The 19200-nt window shown below is 63.3% G+C and carries 19 protein-coding genes; 6 read left to right on the top strand and 13 right to left on the bottom strand.

Going from position 1 to position 19200, the window contains the following annotated elements; genetic code table 11:
* Nucleotides 1–138: 138 nt before the first annotated feature.
* The 3 genes from PDR5_RS06630 to PDR5_RS06620 are packed head-to-tail and all read right to left on the bottom strand — an operon-like array spanning nt 139 to nt 2159.
* Complete coding sequence (locus PDR5_RS06630; protein WP_039772747.1) at nt 139–756, bottom strand: TPM domain-containing protein; 618 nt, start codon at nt 754–756, stop codon at nt 139–141.
* Nucleotides 757–784: 28 nt separating this feature from the next.
* Nucleotides 785–1537 carry a TPM domain-containing protein gene (locus PDR5_RS06625; RefSeq protein ID WP_064594025.1) on the bottom strand — a complete coding sequence of 251 codons (753 nt, stop codon included), beginning with the start codon at nt 1535–1537 and terminating at the stop codon, nt 785–787.
* Between the two features lie 13 nt (nt 1538–1550).
* Entirely contained in the window at nt 1551–2159 is a 609-nt protein-coding gene (locus PDR5_RS06620; protein ID WP_039771481.1) for a LemA family protein, read from the bottom strand.
* A gap of 260 nt (nt 2160–2419) precedes the next feature.
* Between PDR5_RS06620 and bglX the strand changes: the two genes are divergently transcribed.
* Nucleotides 2420–4711: a beta-glucosidase BglX gene (bglX, locus tag PDR5_RS06615; protein WP_064594023.1), complete on the top strand. Its 2292-nt coding sequence runs from the start codon at nt 2420–2422 to the stop codon at nt 4709–4711.
* A gap of 140 nt (nt 4712–4851) precedes the next feature.
* Here bglX and PDR5_RS06610 read toward each other — a convergent pair whose 3' ends face one another.
* The 9 genes from PDR5_RS06610 to PDR5_RS06570 all read right to left on the bottom strand — a co-directional run bounded on the left by PDR5_RS06610 (nt 4852) and on the right by PDR5_RS06570 (nt 13991).
* A complete protein-coding gene (locus PDR5_RS06610) occupies nt 4852–6009 on the bottom strand; it encodes a phospholipase D-like domain-containing protein (protein ID WP_064594021.1) in 1158 nt (385 codons plus the stop codon).
* Nucleotide 6010: 1 nt separating this feature from the next.
* Nucleotides 6011–6601 carry a YceI family protein gene (locus PDR5_RS06605; RefSeq protein ID WP_064594019.1) on the bottom strand — a complete coding sequence of 197 codons (591 nt, stop codon included), beginning with the start codon at nt 6599–6601 and terminating at the stop codon, nt 6011–6013.
* A gap of 81 nt (nt 6602–6682) precedes the next feature.
* On the bottom strand, nt 6683–7453 hold the full coding sequence (locus tag PDR5_RS06600; RefSeq protein WP_064594017.1) for an IclR family transcriptional regulator: 771 nt from the start codon (nt 7451–7453) through the stop codon (nt 6683–6685).
* A 59-nt stretch (nt 7454–7512) separates the two neighbouring features.
* Nucleotides 7513–8970 (bottom strand): amidase, encoded by a 1458-nt coding sequence (locus PDR5_RS06595; RefSeq protein WP_064594015.1) that lies wholly within the window; start codon nt 8968–8970, stop codon nt 7513–7515.
* Nucleotides 8967–10277, bottom strand: a complete 1311-nt coding sequence (locus PDR5_RS06590) for a citrate-proton symporter (RefSeq protein WP_064594013.1) — start codon at nt 10275–10277, stop codon at nt 8967–8969. The genes PDR5_RS06595 and PDR5_RS06590 overlap by 4 nt, the downstream gene beginning before the upstream one ends.
* Nucleotides 10278–10356: 79 nt before the next feature.
* Nucleotides 10357–11532, bottom strand: coding sequence for a M20 aminoacylase family protein (locus PDR5_RS06585; protein WP_064594011.1), 1176 nt, complete (start codon nt 11530–11532; stop codon nt 10357–10359).
* 143 nt (nt 11533–11675) lie between these two features.
* The gene (locus tag PDR5_RS06580; RefSeq protein ID WP_064594010.1) at nt 11676–11978 is read right to left on the bottom strand and encodes a hypothetical protein; all 303 of its coding nucleotides are present in this window, start codon (nt 11976–11978) and stop codon (nt 11676–11678) included.
* Complete coding sequence (locus tag PDR5_RS06575; RefSeq protein WP_064594008.1) at nt 11975–13054, bottom strand: serine hydrolase domain-containing protein; 1080 nt, start codon at nt 13052–13054, stop codon at nt 11975–11977. The genes PDR5_RS06580 and PDR5_RS06575 overlap by 4 nt, the downstream gene beginning before the upstream one ends.
* Nucleotides 13055–13085: 31 nt before the next feature.
* The gene (locus tag PDR5_RS06570; protein WP_064594006.1) at nt 13086–13991 is read right to left on the bottom strand and encodes an acyl-CoA dehydrogenase family protein; all 906 of its coding nucleotides are present in this window, start codon (nt 13989–13991) and stop codon (nt 13086–13088) included.
* A gap of 153 nt (nt 13992–14144) precedes the next feature.
* On the opposite strand from PDR5_RS06570, the gene olsB reads away from it, so the two are divergent.
* Entirely contained in the window at nt 14145–14900 is a 756-nt protein-coding gene (gene olsB / locus PDR5_RS06565; RefSeq protein ID WP_064594004.1) for an L-ornithine N(alpha)-acyltransferase, read from the top strand.
* Nucleotides 14900–15694, top strand: coding sequence for a lysophospholipid acyltransferase family protein (locus tag PDR5_RS06560; RefSeq protein ID WP_064594002.1), 795 nt, complete (start codon nt 14900–14902; stop codon nt 15692–15694). The genes olsB and PDR5_RS06560 overlap by 1 nt, the downstream gene beginning before the upstream one ends.
* Before the next feature lie 14 nt (nt 15695–15708).
* On the opposite strand, the gene PDR5_RS06555 is transcribed toward PDR5_RS06560, so the two are convergent.
* Complete coding sequence (locus tag PDR5_RS06555) at nt 15709–16281, bottom strand: acyl carrier protein phosphodiesterase (RefSeq protein WP_064594000.1); 573 nt, start codon at nt 16279–16281, stop codon at nt 15709–15711.
* 171 nt (nt 16282–16452) lie between these two features.
* On the opposite strand from PDR5_RS06555, the gene PDR5_RS06550 reads away from it, so the two are divergent.
* From PDR5_RS06550 to PDR5_RS06540, 3 genes are read left to right on the top strand one after another with little or no spacing between them, the layout of a single operon-like run.
* Complete coding sequence (locus tag PDR5_RS06550) at nt 16453–16755, top strand: ArsR/SmtB family transcription factor (protein ID WP_007957866.1); 303 nt, start codon at nt 16453–16455, stop codon at nt 16753–16755.
* Nucleotides 16756–16788: 33 nt separating this feature from the next.
* Nucleotides 16789–17952, top strand: coding sequence for an MFS transporter (locus PDR5_RS06545; RefSeq protein ID WP_011332833.1), 1164 nt, complete (start codon nt 16789–16791; stop codon nt 17950–17952).
* A 32-nt stretch (nt 17953–17984) separates the two neighbouring features.
* Nucleotides 17985–19034, top strand: a complete 1050-nt coding sequence (locus PDR5_RS06540; protein ID WP_064593998.1) for an alkene reductase — start codon at nt 17985–17987, stop codon at nt 19032–19034.
* Nucleotides 19035–19200: the final 166 nt, after the last annotated feature.

Below are 19200 nucleotides of genomic sequence, written 5' to 3'. Positions count from 1 at the left end.
TTCTTGAGTTACGCCGACCTGAAATACCGAGTCGAACTCAAGATTTGAAACCCAAGAAAATCGGCTCCCTTCCCCCTCTCCCCTCTGGGGAGAGGGCTGGGGTGAGGGGGGGGTTCAAGCCGAACGCAAAAATCAAAGCTACCCCAAAACGACCAACCGATTCGGCAACTCATTCCTGACCTGCGTCACCGGCACATGCACCTTGAGCAACTCGCCGCACGCCTCGATACAGGTAACAAAGCCCTGCAACGTCTGCCCCTGCCGCACCTGCTCGGTAAACGCCGCGACAATCGAGTCCCAGCTCTTGTTATCCAGCTTTTTGGAAATCCCTTCGTCCACCAGAATCTCCACATACCGCTCCGCCTCGCAGACGAAAATCAGCATGCCGGTGCTGCCCACCGTGTGATGCAGGTTCTGTTCGAGAAACTGCCGCCGCGCGAGGTTCGAGGCGCGCCAGTGCCGGACGTGGCGCGGGATCAGATGAGTGGTGACCCTGGGCAGGCGAAACACCAGGCACAGCACGACAAAACTGACCCACTGCACCAGCAACAGACTGTGCATGGTCAGCCAGCCGGTCAGGTAATGCACGATCCCCGGCACCACCAGCGCCAGCAGGCTGGCCCACAGCAGCGGGATGTACGCGTAGTCGTCGGCGCGGGCCGCGAGCACCGTCACCAGTTCGGCGTCGGTGTCGCGCTCGACCCGGGCGATGGCCTCGGCGACCTTGCGTTGTTCGTGTTCAGTCAGTAATGCCATGTCGTGTTGTGCCTGCTCATTATTGTTATCACCAGCCGCCGGAGGACCCGCCCCCGCCGAAACTGCCACCGCCGCCGCTGAAGCCCCCGCCGCCTCCGCCGCCGCCAAATCCACCGCCACCAAAGCCGCCCCCTCCTCCGGAGCCGCCCCGGCCGGCGGGAAGGATACCGAGCATCTGGCAGACAAAAACAGTCACGATGAACAACATCACCAGAAATACGAACAACGCCGGATGCCGCGAGACGAAGTCGTCCGCAGGATCGCCGGCCGATTCATACACCGTGGACGGCTCGTCCAACGGATTGCCGCCCAGCACTACCAGCATCGCCGCCACACCGTCGCTGATGCCCTTGCTGAAATTGCCGGCCTTGAACGACGGCGTGATCACCTGATGAATGATCACCGAGCTCTGCGCGTCGGTCAGCCGGTCCTCCAGCCCGTAGCCGACTTCGATGCGCAATTTGCGCTCGTCCCGGGCGACGATCAACAGGGCGCCGTTGTTCTTGTCCTTCTGGCCGATGCCCCAATGCCGGCCGAGCTCGACGCCATAGTCCTCGATGGTGGCGCCTTGCAGGTTCGGCAACGTCACCACCACCAACTGTTCGCCGGTCGCCTGCTCGTGGGCCTGCAATTGCTGGCTCAGTTGCGTGCGCACCGACGGCTCGATCATCTGCGCATCGTCCACCACCCGCCCGGTCAGCGCCGGAAAGGTCAACTCGGCCCGGGCGCTGACGGCAAACAGCCACAGCATCAGCACCAGGCCCATCTTCAACACACGCATGGGCATCCCCGGCTCAGAACTTCACTTCCGGGGCCTTGTCCGCGCCGGGGCTGGTGGCTTCGAAGGTCTCGCGTATCGGCAAATTGCTGTACATCACGCTATGCCACAGACGACCGGGAAAGGTGCGGATCTCGGTGTTGTATTTCTGCACCGCCAGAATGAAATCCCGACGCGCCACGGCGATGCGGTTTTCCGTGCCCTCGAGTTGCGATTGCAGGGCGAGGAAGTTCTGGTTGGCTTTCAGGTCCGGATAACGTTCGGACACCACCATCAACCGGCTCAAGGCACCGGTCAGTTGATCCTGGGCCTGCTGGAACTGCTTGAGCTTTTCCGGGTTGTCGAGGGTGCTGGCATCGACCTGGATCGACGTCGCCTTGGCCCGGGCCTCGATCACGGCGGTCAGGGTTGCTTCCTCGTGTTTGGCATAGCCCTTCACGGTTTCCACCAGATTGGGGATCAGGTCGGCGCGGCGCTGGTACTGGTTCTGCACCTGGCCCCAGGCAGCCTTGGCCTGTTCGTCGAGGGTGGGGATGTTGTTGATGCCGCAGGCGGTCAACAACGTGGCCAGCACCAGCAGGGTGGCGACCTGCAAACGCGAGCGGTAGACAGGACTGACATTCATCGGACGGGTGCTCCCTTGCACATTTCATGAATAATGAATCGCGAAACATTCTCAGCCGACGGTTGGGGCATAATCGCCCCCGCCACTGGATTGCGGCGGGCCGATGGGCTAAAAAGAGGCCCTGCGCGATCACGTCGCCGAAACGTTCGACGTACATTCGGCTGTCGTTTTCTGAATCAGCACCCGAACAACAATAGTCGCTCCCTACATTTTGGCTGGCCGGTGTTGTAACGCCGTTTAGGCCCTTGAGAAAACTATTCATGAAGAAGCTGTGTTTGCTGGGCCTGTTCGTCAGCCTGGCCAGTCATCAAGTACTGGCCGCCACGACCCCGGTCCCCCTGGAAAACAAGGATGCGTTCATCAGTAATCTGATGAAACAGATGACCCTCGACGAGAAAATCGGCCAGTTGCGCCTGATCAGCATCGGCCCGGAAATGCCCCGCGAGCTGATCCGCAAAGAGATCGCCGCCGGCAACATCGGCGGCACCTTCAACTCGATCACCCGCCCGGAAAACCGTCCGATGCAGGATGCTGCCATGCGCAGCCGGCTGAAGATTCCGATGTTTTTCGCGTACGACGTGATCCACGGTCACCGTACGATTTTCCCGATTCCGCTGGCCCTGGCCTCTAGCTGGGACATGGACGCCATCGGCCAGTCCGGGCGCGTTGCCGCCAAGGAAGCCGCCGCCGACAGCCTCGACATCACCTTCGCGCCGATGGTCGACATCTCCCGCGACCCGCGCTGGGGCCGCAGCTCCGAAGGTTTCGGTGAAGACACCTACCTGACCTCGCGCATCGCCAAAGTCATGGTCAAGGCCTATCAGGGCGAGACCCCGAGCGCGGCCGACAGCATCATGGCCAGCGTCAAGCACTTCGCCCTGTACGGCGCGGTCGAGGGCGGTCGCGACTACAACACCGTCGACATGAGCCCGGTGAAGATGTACCAGGACTACCTGCCACCGTACCGCGCAGCCATCGACGCTGGCGCCGGCGGCGTGATGGTGGCGTTGAACTCGATCAACGGCATCCCGGCCACCGCCAACACCTGGCTGATGAACGATCTGCTGCGCAAGGACTGGGGCTTCAAGGGCCTGGCGGTCAGCGACCACGGCGCGATCTTCGAACTGATCAAGCACGGCGTGGCCCGCGACGGTCGGGAAGCGGCGAAGCTGGCGATCAAGGCCGGCATCGACATGAGCATGAACGACACCCTGTACGGCAAAGAGCTGCCGGGGCTGCTCAAGTCCGGCGAGATCGAACAGCAAGACATCGACAACGCCGTGCGTGAAGTCCTCGCCGCCAAGTACGACATGGGCCTGTTCAAGGACCCGTACCTTCGCATCGGCAAGGCTGAAGACGATCCGGCCGACACCTACGCCGAAAGTCGCCTGCACCGCGCCGACGCCCGTGAAGTGGCGCGTCGCAGCCTGGTGCTGCTGAAGAACCGGAACGAAACCCTGCCGCTGAAGAAAACCGCCAAAGTCGCGCTGGTCGGCCCGCTGGCCAAGGCCCCGATCGACATGATGGGCAGCTGGGCGGCCGCCGGTCGTCCGGCGCAATCGGTGACCCTGTTTGATGGCATGAGCAATGTGATCGGCGACAAGGCGAACCTGATCTACGCCCGTGGCGCCAACATCACCAGCGACAAGAAGGTTCTCGACTACCTGAACTTCCTCAACTTCGACGCCCCGGAAGTGGTCGATGACCCACGCCCGGCCAACGTGTTGATCGACGAAGCGGTGAAAGCCGCCAAGGATACTGACGTGGTGGTCGCTGCCGTGGGCGAGTCCCGTGGCATGTCCCACGAATCGTCGAGCCGCACCGACCTGAACATCCCGGAAAACCAGCGCGAGCTGATCCGTGCCCTGAAAGCCACCGGCAAGCCGTTGGTGCTGGTGCTGATGAACGGCCGTCCGCTGACGATCCTCGAAGAGAAAGAACAGGCTGACGCGATTCTGGAAACCTGGTTCAGCGGCACCGAAGGCGGCAACGCCATCGCCGACGTGCTGTTCGGCGACTACAACCCGTCGGGCAAACTGCCGGTGACCTTCCCGCGTTCCGTGGGCCAGATCCCGACCTACTACAACCACCTGAGCATTGGCCGGCCATTCACGCCAGGTAAACCGGGCAACTACACTTCGCAGTACTTCGATGACACCACCGGCCCCCTGTTCCCGTTCGGTTACGGCCTGAGCTACACCGACTTCAGCCTGAGCGACATGGCGCTGTCCTCGACCACCCTGAACGCCACCGGCAAGCTCGACGCCAGTGTCATGGTCAAGAACACCGGCAAGCGTGACGGCGAAACCGTGGTGCAGTTGTATATCCAGGACGTCACCGGGTCGATGATCCGTCCGGTCAAGGAGCTGAAGAACTTTCAGAAAATCATGCTCAAGGCCGGCGAGCAGAAAGTCGTGCACTTCACCATCACCGAAGATGACCTGAAGTTCTACAACGCCCAGCTCAAGTACGCGGCCGAGCCTGGCAAGTTCAACGTGCAGATCGGCCTGGATTCCCAGGACGTGACGCAGCAGAGCTTTGAGTTGCTGTAATCCCGGCACCCTGATCGTTCGGATCTGATCGTTCCCACGCTCTGCGTGGGAATGCAGCCCGGGACGCTCCGCGTCCCAAAGCGGACGCAGAGCGTCCATTGAGGCATTCCCACGCAGAGCGTGGGAACGATCAATTGCGCTTAGCCGCGTCTGTCGAGCAAGTTGACCACCACCCGATCCACCCAGCCCCAGATCCGCTGCTTCACCCGCCGCCACAGTGGCCGTTTCCGCCATTCCTCCAGGCTCACCTGCTGACTCAGGCCGAAGTCCTTCTCGAAACTCGCCGCCACCGCTGCCGTCAATGACGGATCCAGCGCTTCCAGATTCGCTTCAAGATTGAAGCGCAGATTCCAGTGATCGAAATTGCACGAACCGATGCTGACCCAGTCGTCCACCAGCACCATTTTCAGGTGCAGGAAACACGGCTGGTATTCGTAGATTTTCACCCCGGCCTTGAGCAGGCGCGGGTAGTAGCGATGCCCCGCGTAGCGCACCGACGGATGATCGGTGCGCGGCCCGGTCAGCAGCAGGCGCACGTCGAGACCTCGGGCGGCGGCCTTGCGCAGGGAACGGCGGATCTTCCAGGTGGGCAGGAAGTACGGCGTGGCCAGCCAGATCCGCTGCTGGCCGCTGTTCAGCGCGCGGAACAGCGATTGCAGAATGTCCCGATGCTGGCGGGCGTCGGCGTAGGCCACGCGGCCCATGCCCTCCCCCGTGTCCGGCACGCGCGGCAGCCGTGGCAGGCCGAAATGCGCGTTGGGCCGCCAGGCCCGGCGATGGCGGTTGGCGATCCATTGACGGTCGAACAGTAATTGCCAGTCGAGCACCAGCGGGCCGGTGATCTGCACCATGACCTCGTGCCATTCGCTGGTGTCGTGGCCCGGCGTCCAGAACTCGTCGGTGACCCCGGTGCCGCCGACCACCGCCAAGCGCTGATCGACCAGCAACAGCTTGCGATGATCGCGATAGAAATTGCCGACCCAGCGCCGCCAGTTCAGCCGGTTGTAAAAACGCAGCTCGACCCCGGCCCCGGTCAGCCGCCGGCGCAACGTGAGGGTGAAGGCGAGGCTGCCGTAATCGTCGAACAGGCAACGCACCCGCACGCCCCGCTCCGCCGCCAGCACCAGCGCCTGCACGATGGTTTCGGCACAGGCACCGGCCTCCACCAGATACAGCTCCAGTTCGATCTGCTCGCGGGCGCGGGCAATCTCGTCGAGCATGCGCGGGAAGAATTGCGGGCCGTCGATCAACAGCTCGAAGCGGTTGCCATCACGCCACGGAAACACCGCGCCGCGCATGTCAGCGCGCCGTGAAGATCAGCACCGCACCCACCGGCACCGACAGACTGATGGCCGACAGACCGGCCATGTTGCGCAGGCTTTCCAGCCCTGGCAGCAGATCGAAATCCTCGGCACTGATCACCAGCGGCTCCAGGGTCACCACCTGAAAGCGTCGGTCATCGAGGCGCGTGGCGAGCAGCTCGGCGGGGTATTCGTGCTGTTTGCCGTGCAGGTTGACGGTCAGCGGCAAGCGCAATTCAAGCTGCGCGCCGGGGGCCAGATCGTTGATCGGGCGCAGGTCGATCTGGGTGGTGATGGTCGCTTCGGGGAATTGTTCGATCTGGAACAACTCCTTGCGCATGCGCTCGTCGCGCAGCGGGATGCCGCTGTTGATCGAGTCCAGCTCGACCTCGACCACGGCGCGCCCGTCGGGATCGACCTTGCCGTGCAGCACCAGAAAGCGCTGCACTTCAGAAATATTGGCGTTTTTCGTGCTGACGAACGACAGCCGCGACGACTCGCCGTCCAGATACCAGTTGGCCTGGGCCGGCAGCGCAGCGGCGCCCAGCAGCAGGCCGGCGAAGGCGTTGCACAGAGAACGGTTGAACATTGAAGACTCGTGGGGCCGATAAACGTGCACGAACCTTAACTGGCCTTGGCGTTATTGCAAACTGTCAGTCTGTGCAAACACTCAGGCCAATCCCTGCTGCACCTCGCCGATGGTCGACGCGAGGCTGTTGAGATGCAGGCTCAGCACCCGTTCCACCGGCGCCTGATCCATTGGCCAGTGCAGCGCCATGCTGCCGACCAGCCGCCCTTGCGCACGGATCGGCAAGGCCACCGCGCGAATCAGGAACGGCAGGCGCACGGGGTATTCCCAATAACCTTCGGTGCGCTGGCCGAAGCCCTGATGCAAGGCTTGTTCGGTGGCCTGCAATACACCGTCATCCGCCAACTGTTCGCGTTCGGCCAGACGTTTCACGTCCTGGCTGTCGAGTTCGCCGAGGCAGGCCCGGCCCATGGCCGAATGAAACAGGCTGGCGTGATGGCCGACGATCTGGCAGTTCGTTGGATAGCGCTTGCGCAACACCTGCGGGATCGCACTTTCCATCACTTCAACCCGTTCGCCGTCGAAGCACGACAGATCCGCCACCAGCCCGGTGCGCTCGCTGAGCTCCAGCAGCATCGGCGCGGCGCTTTCCACCAGGTGGCGTTTGAAACGTTGCTGACGATCACCGAACAGCCGTTTGGCGCACAACCGGTAGCGGCGGTCGCTGAGGCCGCGATAGATCCAGCCCTGCTCCTGCAAGGTCGCGAGCATCCGCGACACCGTGGCCTTGGGCAGGGTTGTCAGGTAGTGCAACTCTTCCAGCCCCAACGCCTGATGCTCGCCGAGCAACTCGACGATGGCCAGCGCCCGTTCGACCGAGCGCACGCTGCCGGTGTCTGCCTTGCTGCCCATGTGTTCGACCTCCATGGATGCGGATGAAAGATCACTTCGTGCAGCAAGATGCGGGCCGCTCAGGCTGATTGCAGGCATGCCGGCGGTCGCCGTTCGACCCAGCGGGTCAGCTGTTCATGAGCATAGGCCAGTTGCAGCACCGCCCGATCCGCCTGGGCCGGGCCGATGATTTGCAGGCCCATCGGCAACCCGGCCGGGTTGAAACCGACCGGCACGCTGATGCTCGGCAACCCCGCCAACGTCGGGCCTATTACCACTTCCATCCAGCGGTGATAGGTGTCCATGGTCTGCCCGCCGACGACTCGCGGCCACGCTTGCTGTGCATCAAAAGGGAACACCTGGGCGGTGGGCAGCAGCAGGAAATCGTAACGCTCGAACAACTCGCTCAACGCGCGATACCACTCGCTGCGCGCGACCGACGCCTGATAGACCTCGGCAGCGGTCAGACGCAGACCGCCCTCGATTTCCCATTGTGCTTCGGGTTTGAGCAATGACCGTTTTTGCGGATCGGCATAGGCGGCGCCAAGGCTGCCCTGCACCAGAAAATGCCGGTGCGTGAGCCAGGTCTGCCACAGGCGTTCCATGGAGAAGTCCGGCTGACAGGCCTCAACGTGACAACCCAGGGTGCTGAAATCCGCCAGCGCCGATTCGCACAGGCTCAACACACCGTCGTCCATCGGCAGATAGCCGTTGTAATCGCCAAGCCAGCCGAGACGCAGGCCGTTGCAGTCCTGGTGCAGATCCAGGCCGAAGTCCCGTGGTTCATCGGCCAGCGACAGCGGCACGCGCGGATCGTAGCCGGCCTGGGTCGAGAGCAACCGCGCGACGTCGGTGACCGTGCGCCCCATCGGCCCTTCGGTGGCCAGTTGCTGGACGAACACTTCCGGCATCGGGCCGTGAGGCACGCGGCCCTGGGACGGGCGGAAGCCGAACACGTTGTTGAATGCCGCCGGGTTGCGCAGCGAGCCCATCATGTCGCTGCCGTCGGCCACCGGCAGCAGGCGCAGGGCCAGTGCCACCGCTGCCCCGCCGCTGCTGCCGCCGGCGATCAGGCCCGGATCGTAGGCGTTGGTGGTGGTGCCGAACACGCTGTTGTAGGTCTGCGAACCGAGGCCGAACTCCGGGACGTTGCTCTTGCCGATGATGATCGCGCCGCCGTCGCGAACCCGCGCCACACTGATCGCATCGTGCCGCGGCACTTGCTCGGCGAACAGCGGCGAACCCAAGGTCGTGCGCAACCCGGCGGTGGCCGCCAGGTCCTTGATCGCCTGGGGCATGCCGTGCATCCAGCCTCGGGATTCGCCGCGATCCAGTTGCCGATCACACTCATCGGCCTCGCGCAGCAGCACGTCCTGCGGGCGCAGCGAGACCAGCGCGTTGACCGCTGGATTGAAGCGATCAATGTGCGACAGGTAGGCCTGCATTACCTCGCGGCACGACACCTTGCGGGCATGGATCACTCGGGACAGCCCATCGGCATCGAGGGCGACAATCGGATCAATGGCCAACGGACTCACGGTTTCACTCCCAGGTTGAGCGCAACGGATTTCTTCGCGCGGGGTGCCTCCTGCAAACAGTAAGTACCGAGCAGGGTCAGCAGGCAAGCGAACAAGACATAGAACGACGGCGCCACCGGGGTGTTCAGAACTTTACTCAGCCAGGTGACGATCAGCGGCGCGAAACCACCGAACACCATCACCGCCACGTTGTAGGCCACCGACACGCCGGTGGAGCGCACCTCAATCGGAAACTGCTCGGCCAGCGCCGTCGGAGCCGGGCCGAAGAACCCGCCAATCGCCGCGCACAGCAGCAGTTGCATCACCAGCAGGCGCTCGATCGAAGGCGCTGCCGCGACCCACACATACAACGGATAAACCATGACGAAAAACGCCAGGGTGAAGGCCATCAGCACCGGCCGCCGACCGAGGCGATCCGACAGCGCGCCGGACAATGGAATCACCACAGTCATCAGCCCCACCGCAAGCATCTGCACCAGCAGCACTTGATCCAGCGGCAGGCCGAGGTTCTTGTGGGCGAAGGTCGGCATGTTCACCAGCACCACGTAGAACGACACCGTCGCCCCGCACGCCAGGCCCATCGACACCAGCAGGCTGCGGCGATGTTCGCGCAGCACCTGCCACAGGCCCGGCGCTGCGCCTTTGGCTTTCTTGCGCGCTTCGAGAAATTCTTCCGGCTCTTCCATGTGCTTGCGAATCCACAAGCCCACCGGGCCGATCAACAGGCCGAGCACGAACGGAATCCGCCAGCCCCAACTGTCCAGCGCTTCGGGGGAAAACAGGTGCGTGACCAGCGCCACCATCGCCGCGCCGCTGAACACCGCCAGGCATTGCCCGACCAGTTGCCACGAGCCGTACAAACCCTTGCGATGGGCCGGTGCGCTCTCTACCAGAAACGCCGTGGCGCTGGCGTATTCACCGCCCGTAGCGAAACCCTGGAGCATCCGCGCCACCACGATCAGCAACGGCGCGCCCATGCCGATGGCGGCGTAGTTCGGCGCGAACGCGATCAGGGCGATGGACACGGTCATCAGGCGGATGATCATTTGCATCGCGGCTTTGCGCCCTTTGCGGTCGGAGTAGATGCCGAGCAGGATGCCGCCCACCGGGCGCATGAAAAAGCCGACGCCGAAGGTCGCCAGCGCCATCAGCAGCGAGGCGTAGTCGTCGTCGGACGGGAAAAACTGCCGGGCGATGATGCTCGCCAGAAAGCCGTAAACGATGAAGTCGTACCATTCCAGGGCGTTGCCGATGACGGCGGCGACCACTTGCCGGGTGCGCGAAACGCCTGCGTTCGAAGTCTGCATGGGGATTCTCCAGAAGCTGTGGGTTGACCACGCAGGCACGTGCGCACCTGCGTTCCAGCGGCAGCAAAAAGTGAAGAAATCAGGCCGGCTTGAGCCAGCTCTCGGTGAGCGCGCCCCAATACGCCGCGCCGGTCAGCAGAATGTCATCGTTAAAATCGTACGCCGGGTTATGCACCATCGGCCGCGCCACGCCGTTGCCGATGAACAGGTACGCGCCGGGGCAGCGCTGGAGCATCCAGGCGAAGTCTTCGCTGCCCATCAGTTTGGGAGTGTTGCCATCGACGGCATCGGCGCCCACCAGTTCGACGCCGACCTGACGAGCGAACTCGGTTTCGGCGGCGTGGTTGACCAGCACCGGGTAGGCCGGGCGGTGTTCGATGGTCGAGGTGCAGCCGAAGCTTTCGGCCTGGGACTCGATGATCGAGCGCACGCGGTCCAGTGTCTGAACGCGGACTTCGGCATTCAACGCACGCAGGCTCAGGCGCAGGATCGCCTGTTGCGGAATCACGTTCGCCGCTTCGCCGGCCTGCAATGCGCCGACCGTTACCACCGCCGCCTGCTGCGCATCGATGTTGCGCGCGACCACGGTTTGCAAAGCCATCACCACACTGGCTGCGGCCACCAACGGATCCACCGCCAGATGCGGCATCGAGCCGTGACCGCCAACGCCTTCGATAGTCACCGTGAGCAAGTCCTGCGAAGCCATCATTGGCCCTTCGCGAAAGCCCAGATGTCCCGCCGGCAGGCCCGGCATGTTGTGCATGCCGAACAGCGCATCACACGGGAAGCGTTCGAGCAGGCCATCGGCGAGCATCGCTTCGGCGCCGCCCTGGCCCTCTTCGGCGGGCTGGAAAATCAGCGTCAGGGTGCCGTCGAACTGGCGGGTCGCGGCCAGATAACGCGCCGCACCGAGCAGCATCGCGGTGTGCCCGTCGTGGCCGCAGGCGTGCATGCAGCCTTGATGCCGGCTGCTGTAGGCGACGCCAGTGTTCTCGATGATCGGCAGCGCATCCATGTCGGCCCGCAGCCCGAGTCTGCGTGTGCTGCTGCCGTTGCGCAGCACGCCGACTACGCCGGTTTTGCCGACGCCGGTGTGGACTTCATAGCCCCACTCTTCCAGCGACCTGGCGACCAGCGCCGAGGTGCGGCTTTCTTCGAAACCGAGTTCAGGGTGGGCGTGAATGTCCTGGCGGGTGGCGTGCAGGTCGCCAGCCACGTCGTTGAGCCAGGCCAGAATGTGCTGATGTCGGGGCATGACGGTTCTCCTCGCGCGGGTGTTCCCGGTCTTTTTGTTCGGTGTTGTTTCACGACACGTGAACGGCAGGTCGTGCTCACCGCCAGATAACCGCGAGACACGCGAGAGGACAATCGAATGTGGTTCCACAGGGTGGAACCGGATCAGGGTTGCAGGCGACAGCCCTGGCGTTCGCCTAACCATTGGGCGCTGTTGCTGCGTCCCAGGCCGCTGGCGGTGACGATTTTTTGCGTGCGGTCATCGGTCAGTTCGCTGGGCAGCCACTGCTTCACGTAGCCCCGGCAATACTCGGCGTCGTTGTTCATCACGTAGCGACACGAACAATATTCCTTGGCGGTGTAGGCGCTGATGATGTCCGGGAAGGCCCACAGGTTTTCGCGCTCGTGCCAGCCCCAGCCCAGCAGCACGACCAGCAGCCCCAGCAGGATGCGTCTGAACAGTTTCATGGCCGCACCGCCCCGAGCACGCGCTTGAGCAATTCGTTGTGGCGATAGCTGCCGTCGCGGTCATCGGCGTAGCGCACGATCAGCAGTTTTTCGCTCGGGATCACGTACAGCGCCTGGCCCCAGTGGCCGAGGGCGGCGAAGGTGTCGGGCGGTGCGTCGGGCCATGGCGTCGACGCGCCGTCTGCCGGGCGATTGAGCCACCACTGGCCGCCGGGCACGGCTTCATCCTGATGGGCCTTGTAGCCGGCGAAGGGTTGGCGGTTGAAGGCGACCCAATCCTTGGGCAGCAACTGCCGGTCGTTCCAGCGTCCGTCCCGCTCCATCAACAGACCGATTCGCGCCAGATCCCGGGCCGTCATATAAGCGTAGGAAGAGGCGACGAACGTGCCGGTGGCGTCGGTTTCCCACGTGGCATGGCGGATGCCCAAGGGATCGAAAAGCGCTGTCCACGGATAGTCCGGATAACGTTGCGGACCGACGATGGTCTTCAGGGCTGCGGCCAATAGATTGCTGTCGCCGCTGGAATAGCGGAACGCCTGACCCGCTGGCGCGTAGCGGTCGTGATTGGCGGTGAAGGCGGCCATGTCGCGGTGGCCACGGGTGTAGAGCATCGCCACCACTGAGGATTTCAGCGGGGCGTACTCGTAGTCTTCCTGCCAGTCGATGCCGGAGGACCAGTGCAGCAGATCCTTGATCGTGACGGCCGGGTGTTTTTCCAGCACCGGATAATATTTCGCGGCCGGGTCATCGAGCTTGAACAGGCCTTCGCCGTACGCCACGCCGAGCACCGTGGCCATCAGGCTTTTGCTGATCGACCAGGTCAGGTGCGGGGTGTCGGCGGTGGTCGCGGCGGCGTAGCGTTCGTAGATGAGCTGGCCGTCGCGGATCACCAGCAAGGCGTCGGTGCGGATGCCTTTGCGGGTGCTGTCATCGCGGGTCGGGAAGGCATAGGCCTCCAGTGCCTCGACGGCTGGGCCGGTGAGTTTCGCGCCGGTCGGCCATTGCTCGCCCGGCCATTGTTCGGCCTGAACCGTGAAGCTGATCAGCAGCAGAAACAGGGACAGGCCTTTGAACATGGCGAGGGCTCTGGGAATGAACCTGAGAAGACTAGCCGGCGTTCATGACAGATGTGTTTTGGTTTGCCCCCAAAGCCTTGGCCAGGCGTTTGGCCCGCGCACCCGCCGCCAGTTGCATGACCGACTGATCGCGCTGCCACATCGCCGCCCACTCAGGATCGCCGTTGCGCAGGGTCTGATCGACTTCCGCTTTCAACCCGTCGAACTGCGCAAACAATCCGCCGAGCAACACATGCCCGGCGGGATTGTTCGGCGGCTGGCGACTGACCTCCGCGCACCCGGCCAACAGCGCCAGCAGGCGCAATTGCAGCAGCTGCGGCCAGCCGCTGTCCTGACCAACGCCGTACAACCACGCGGTCATCGCGCTCAATACGTAAACGTCTTCAAGGGTGCGGAACGGTTTGACGTAAGCATCCCAACCGTCCCCGGCAAGCAACTCGCACAATGCATCGTCGAGATGCAGCCGGCCATGGCTGATGTCCGGCATCAACGGCAGCGCCGGGAGTTTTTCCACCCGCACGCCGGGTTCGCCGGGATACACCACCGCCAGACTCAGGCGCGGTGACTCGCCGGGTTGTTCACTGCGCGCGGCGATCAACAGCCAGTCCGCCGCATCGCCGGCAGTGACGAAATCCTTTTGCCCGGTGAGGCGCAGATCCGTGAGTCGGGTCTGCATGTCCGCAGGGCGCAGGCTGCGCTGCTCGGTCGCACACATCGCGCCGAGGCTCGGCGGCGCGCTCGGCCAGAGCATGCGCAACGCCGCCTGATAACCCACCAGAAACGCCAGCCCCGGCGTCGCCATTCGCCGCCCTCCCGCCACCGCCAGTTCGAACGGCGTCACGCTGCCCAGTTGCTGCAGCAACGTGGCGAAGCCTTCCGCCAGATCGGCAACGGCGGGCAGGCGTTCGCGACATTCAAGCAGGGTCGACCAGGTCATCAGAGGCTCCTCGTGGGCTGTCATATAAGCATCACCAAACATTCATGGCGATGACACCGGGGCTACATAGCCTGACTTTGCACAACACGGCTGCATAAAGAAAGTCGATCGGCTGCAACCCATGACGGGTTCAAGGCCCGTACGGAGATTCACATGACTCAGATCGCCCGCATCAGCGACACCGGCAATGAACGCCGCCTGCAAGCCGAACGCCTGATCGGCGCCGAGGCCTTGCAGCAAGCCCAGGCCTTGCGCTTCAACGTGTTCAGCGGCGAGTTCAACGCCAAGCTGAACGGCGCGGAGCTGGGTCTGGACATGGATGACTATGATGTTCACTGCAGCCACATCGGCGTGCGTGACCTGAACACCGGCCGCCTGGTGGCGACCACCCGTTTGCTCGATCACACCGCCGCCAGCAGCCTGGGCAAGTTCTACAGCGAAGAAGAATTCAGCCTGCACGGCCTCGCGCATCTACAAGGCCCGATCCTGGAAATCGGCCGCACCTGCGTCGACCCGGCCTACCGCAACGGCGGCACCATCGCCGTGCTCTGGGGCGAGCTGGCCGAAGTGCTGAATCAGGGCGGCTACAGCTATCTGATGGGTTGCGCGAGCATCCCGATGCAGGACGGCGGCATACAGGCCCACGCGATCATGCAGCGCCTGCGCGAACGCTATCTGTGCACCGAACACCTGCGCGCCGAGCCGAAGAACCCGCTGCCGAGCCTCGACATTCCGTCGAACGTGATCGCCGAAATGCCGCCGCTGCTCAAGGCCTACATGCGCCTGGGTGCGAAGATCTGCGGCGAGCCGTGCTGGGACGAAGACTTCCAGGTCGCCGACGTGTTCATCCTGCTCAAGCGCGACGAACTCTGCCCGCGCTACGCCAAGCACTTCAAGGCGGCCGTGTGATGAGCCGGCTGCGGGTGTACGCGCGGATCGCGCGAGTGCTGCTGGTGGTGACACTGGGGTTGAGCATGGCCAGTGTCTTCGGAGTATTCGAACGTCTGGGGCTGGCCCATTCGATGGAGCGTCGGCAGCGCTGGTCGCGGTTTTTCATGGCGCGTCTGAGCAATGCCCTGCCCTTTCGCGTGACCGTCCACGGTGAGCTGCCGAAACAGCCGATGCTGTGGGTCAGCAACCATGTGTCGTGGACCGACATTCCGCTGCTCGGCATGCTCACGCCGCTGTCGTTTCTGTCCAAGGCCGAAGTGCGCACCTGGCCGGTGGCCGGCTGGCTCGCGGCGAAGGCCGGCAGCCTGTTCATCCGTCGCGGTTCGGGCGACAGCCAGCTGATCCGCAAGCAGATGACCCGTCACCTGCAAACCGATCATCCGCTGCTGATGTTCCCGGAAGGCACCACCACCGATGGTCGTTCGCTGCGTACCTTTCACGGCCGCCTGCTGTCGGCGGCGATTGATTCGGAAGTGAAGCTGCAACCGGTGGCGATCCGTTATCTGCGCGACGGCAAGATCGATTCGCTGGCGCCGTTCATTGGTGACGATGATCTGCTGTCGCACCTGATGCGCCTGTTCAGCAACGACTGCGGCGATGTCGAAATCCATCTGCTCAAGCCGATTGCCTGTCAGGGTCGGGAGCGCGCGGCATTGGCGTACGAGGCCCAGCAAGCGGTGCAGAAAGCCTTGTTCGGTGATGTGCTCAAACCGGTCGAAGCGCAACACGCGGGCGATCTGATCGCAGCCTGAGCGGCGACTTCTATCTACAGCTGCCGGCCGGCAAAGTCCTGCAGCTGTGGGTAGAACAAGCGGAAGTCTTCGCTCAACGGTTCATACAACCGCCGCAATTCCTCCATCGCCCCCGCCAGTTCTTCGGGTCGGGTCAGGCGTCGGGAGATCCCTCGCAACACCTGCTCCAGCACTTCGAACTCCTGATACGAACCCAACCAGTCATTGGCGACCATGTGCGGGGCGATCTTCGCCAGGCGGTCGGGCAATTGCCGCTCGCTGGACAGCACGCGGTAAACGTCGGTGGTGAATTGGCCCAACGGACGGTCGGCGTACTGCGTCCAGTCGCGGGCCAGGCAATGGTCGAAAAACACGTCGAGGACGATGCCCGCGTAACGGCGGCGAGTCGTCGAAAACCGCGCCAGCGACGCATCCACCAACGTATGGCGATCAGTGAACACATCGATTTGCCGATGCAGGGCAATCGCCGCTTCGATCTCCGGGTCGAACTGCCCTTGCAGCCGCCCTTTGACGAAATCGCCATACAGACTGCCGAGCAGTTGACCGGGGCGCTGGCCACCGAGGTGTAAATGTGCGAGATAGTTCATGGGCGCAGCTTAGCACCGCGCCCGCGGTTGTTTACACCTCACATATCGTTATAACCCGATATACCGATTTATGCGGTCGTCAGATCAAATTCATATTGGTGTATCGCGAAGTACCGATATAAAGTTCGCCTCATCGCGATATAGCGCTACACACATCACGAGCACCCAGCCATGAACATTGACCTCGACGAAATAATAAAAGCCCTGGCACACCCAGTACGGCGAGACATCCTCAACTGGCTGAAAGACCCGAAAGCCCAGTTTCCGGAACAGATCCACAACCACGAGTACGGCATCTGCGCCGGGCAGATCGATCAACGTTGCGGCCTGTCGCAATCGACCGTTTCCGCCCACCTGGCCACCCTGCAACGGGCCGGGCTGATCAGCAGCCAGAAGGCCGGCCAGTGGCACTTTTTCAAACGCAACGAGGACGTGATCCAGGCGTTCCTCAGCACCCTCAGCAAAGAGCTCTGACCCTTAACGTCAGCCAGCCAAAAGGACCAGACAATGCCCCTCTCGCTACTCATACTCGCCTTGAGCGCCTTCGCCATCGGCACCACCGAGTTCGTCATCATGGGCCTGCTGCCCAATGTGGCGGCTGACCTCGGTGTGTCGATCCCCGGTGCCGGCTGGCTGGTGACCGGTTACGCCCTGGGCGTGGCGATTGGTGCGCCGTTCATGGCAATGGCCACTGCAAAACTGCCGCGCAAGGCTGCACTGGTTACGCTGATGGGCATCTTCATTATCGGCAACCTGCTCTGCGCCATCGCCACTGATTACAACGTGCTGATGTTCGCCCGAGTGGTCACCGCCCTCTGCCACGGTGCGTTCTTCGGCATCGGTTCGGTGGTCGCGGCCAATCTGGTGGCACCGAACAAACGCGCCTCGGCCGTGGCCCTGATGTTCACCGGCCTGACCCTGGCCAACGTGCTGGGTGTACCGCTGGGCACCGCCCTCGGTCAGGAAGCCGGCTGGCGCTCGACCTTCTGGGCAGTGACCGTGATCGGTGTGATCGCGCTGATCGGCCTGATCCGCTTCCTGCCGGCCAAACGTGACGAAGAAAAACTCGACATGCGCGCCGAACTGGCCGCGCTCAAGGGCGCCGGCATCTGGCTGTCGCTGAGCATGACCGCGCTGTTCGCCGCCTCGGTATTCACCCTGTTCACTTACGTCGCTCCATTGCTGGGCGATGTCACCGGCGTCTCGCCCCGTGGCGTGACCTGGACCCTGATGCTCATCGGCCTGGGCCTGACCGTCGGCAACATCATTGGCGGCAAACTGGCCGACAAGGGCCTGGCCGCGACGCTGATCGGCGTGTTCATCGCCATGGCCGTGACCTCCACCGTCCTGACCTGGACCAGCATCGCGCTGATCCCCACCGAAATCACCCTGTTCCTCTGGGCTACCGCGTGTTTCGCCGCCGTGCCGGCCCTGCAAGTAAACGTCGTGACCTACGGCCAGGCCGCACCGAACCTGGTGTCGACCCTGAACATCGGCGCCTTCAACGTCGGCAACGCCCTCGGCGCCTGGGTCGGCGGCAGCGTCATCGCCCACGGCTACGGCCTGACCAGCGTGCCTCTCGCCGCCGCAGCGCTGGCTGTCTTGGCCCTGCTGGTGACCCTGATCACATTCCGCCAGAACGGCAATCCCGAGCTGGCCACCGCTAACTGATTCACTCACTTACCTCACGAGGGTTGTATCTCATGGCAACAATTTTCGATCCGATCAAACTGGGCGACCTCGAGCTGTCCAACCGCATCATCATGGCCCCGCTGACCCGCTGCCGCGCCGACGAAGGCCGCGTACCCAACGCGCTGATGGCCGAGTACTACGTACAACGCGCCTCGGCCGGCCTGATCCTCAGCGAAGCCACGTCGGTGACCCCGATGGGCGTCGGCTACCCGGACACCCCGGGCATCTGGTCCAACGACCAGGTGCGCGGCTGGACCAACGTGACCAAGGCCGTTCACGCCGCCGGCGGCAAGATCGTCCTGCAACTGTGGCACGTCGGCCGGGTTTCCCACCCGTCGTACCTGAACGGCGAAGCGCCGGTTGCACCGAGCGCCATCCAGCCTAAAGGCCATGTCAGCCTGGTTCGCCCGCTGGCCGACTATCCAACCCCGCGTGCACTGGAAACCGCTGAAATCGCCGACATCGTCGACGCTTACCGCGTCGGTGCGGAAAACGCCAAGGCGGCCGGTTTCGACGGCGTGGAAATCCACGGAGCCAACGGTTACCTGCTCGACCAGTTCCTGCAAAGCAGCACCAACCAGCGCACCGATATCTACGGCGGCTCCCTGGAAAACCGTGCCCGCCTGCTGCTGGAAGTGACCGATGCTGCGATCGAAGTCTGGGGCGCCGGTCGTGTTGGCGTACACCTGGCACCGCGCGCCGACTCCCATGACATGGGCGACGACAACCTGGCCGAGACCTTCACCTACGTCGCTCGCGAACTGGGCAAGCGTGGCATCGCCTTCATCTGCTCCCGCGAGAAAGAAGGCGCCGACAGCCTCGGCCCACAACTGAAAGAAGCCTTCGGCGGCGCGTACATCGCCAACGAGCGCTTCACCAAGGACAGCGCCAACGCCTGGCTGGCCGAGGGCAAGGCTAACGCCGTGGCATTCGGCATCCCGTTCATTGCCAACCCGGACCTGCCGGCCCGTCTGAAGGACGATGCGCCGCTGAACGAACCGCGGCCAGAGCTGTTCTACGGCAAGGGCCCGGTCGGCTACATCGACTACCCAACGTTGTAATCACTACGCCTTGCAATTCAAAAGCCCCGGACTCGTAAGAGCCGGGGCTTTTTGTTTGTCAGGGGGGGCGACTACTTGCGAAATAAACCATTACATAGCTCGCATGCACATCGACCTTGGTACTGTTATTTTCGCACCCTCCAACTAAACAAAAAGAGAAACCGTC

Source organism: Pseudomonas sp. DR 5-09 (assembly GCF_001655595.1).
GTDB lineage: Bacteria > Pseudomonadota > Gammaproteobacteria > Pseudomonadales > Pseudomonadaceae > Aquipseudomonas > Aquipseudomonas pharyngis.
The sequence above is the reverse complement of the archived record's forward strand: the minus strand, read 5'-3'. Positions and strand labels throughout refer to the sequence as shown.